The 295-nt window shown below is 33.9% G+C and carries 1 protein-coding gene; it reads left to right on the plus strand.

Annotation, left to right across the window (positions count from 1 at the left end; genetic code table 11):
• Nucleotides 1–82: 82 nt before the first annotated feature.
• Nucleotides 83–295 (plus strand): hypothetical protein (locus tag PZH32_RS13185; RefSeq protein ID WP_275208706.1); only part of this gene is annotated, 213 nt, incomplete at its 3' end.

Here is a 295-nt window from a genome sequence, read left to right on the forward strand (position 1 = left end):
GTATTTTTTTCGCAAAAATTGTCCCGCTTTGAAAAAAAATCCTGCATATTAACTATAGAAAGTAAAATGTGAGGATTTTAATTTGAAAAAACGAAAGAAGCAGAAGAAACAATACAGATACAGACGCAACATAGTTGAAAAATGTGTAAAACTTGAAACTGTTCCGGCAAATGAAGATACATTTGCGGTTCTGGATGCCTTATTTGAATCATATCGACAATGTAAAAACATGTTCTTAGAAAGACTTTGCGGGATTGGAAGCCTTGCAAATATACAGAGCTTTTACACCTTGCGG

This window comes from Adlercreutzia equolifaciens, from assembly GCF_029076695.1.
Lineage (GTDB): Bacteria > Actinomycetota > Coriobacteriia > Coriobacteriales > Eggerthellaceae > Adlercreutzia > Adlercreutzia equolifaciens_A.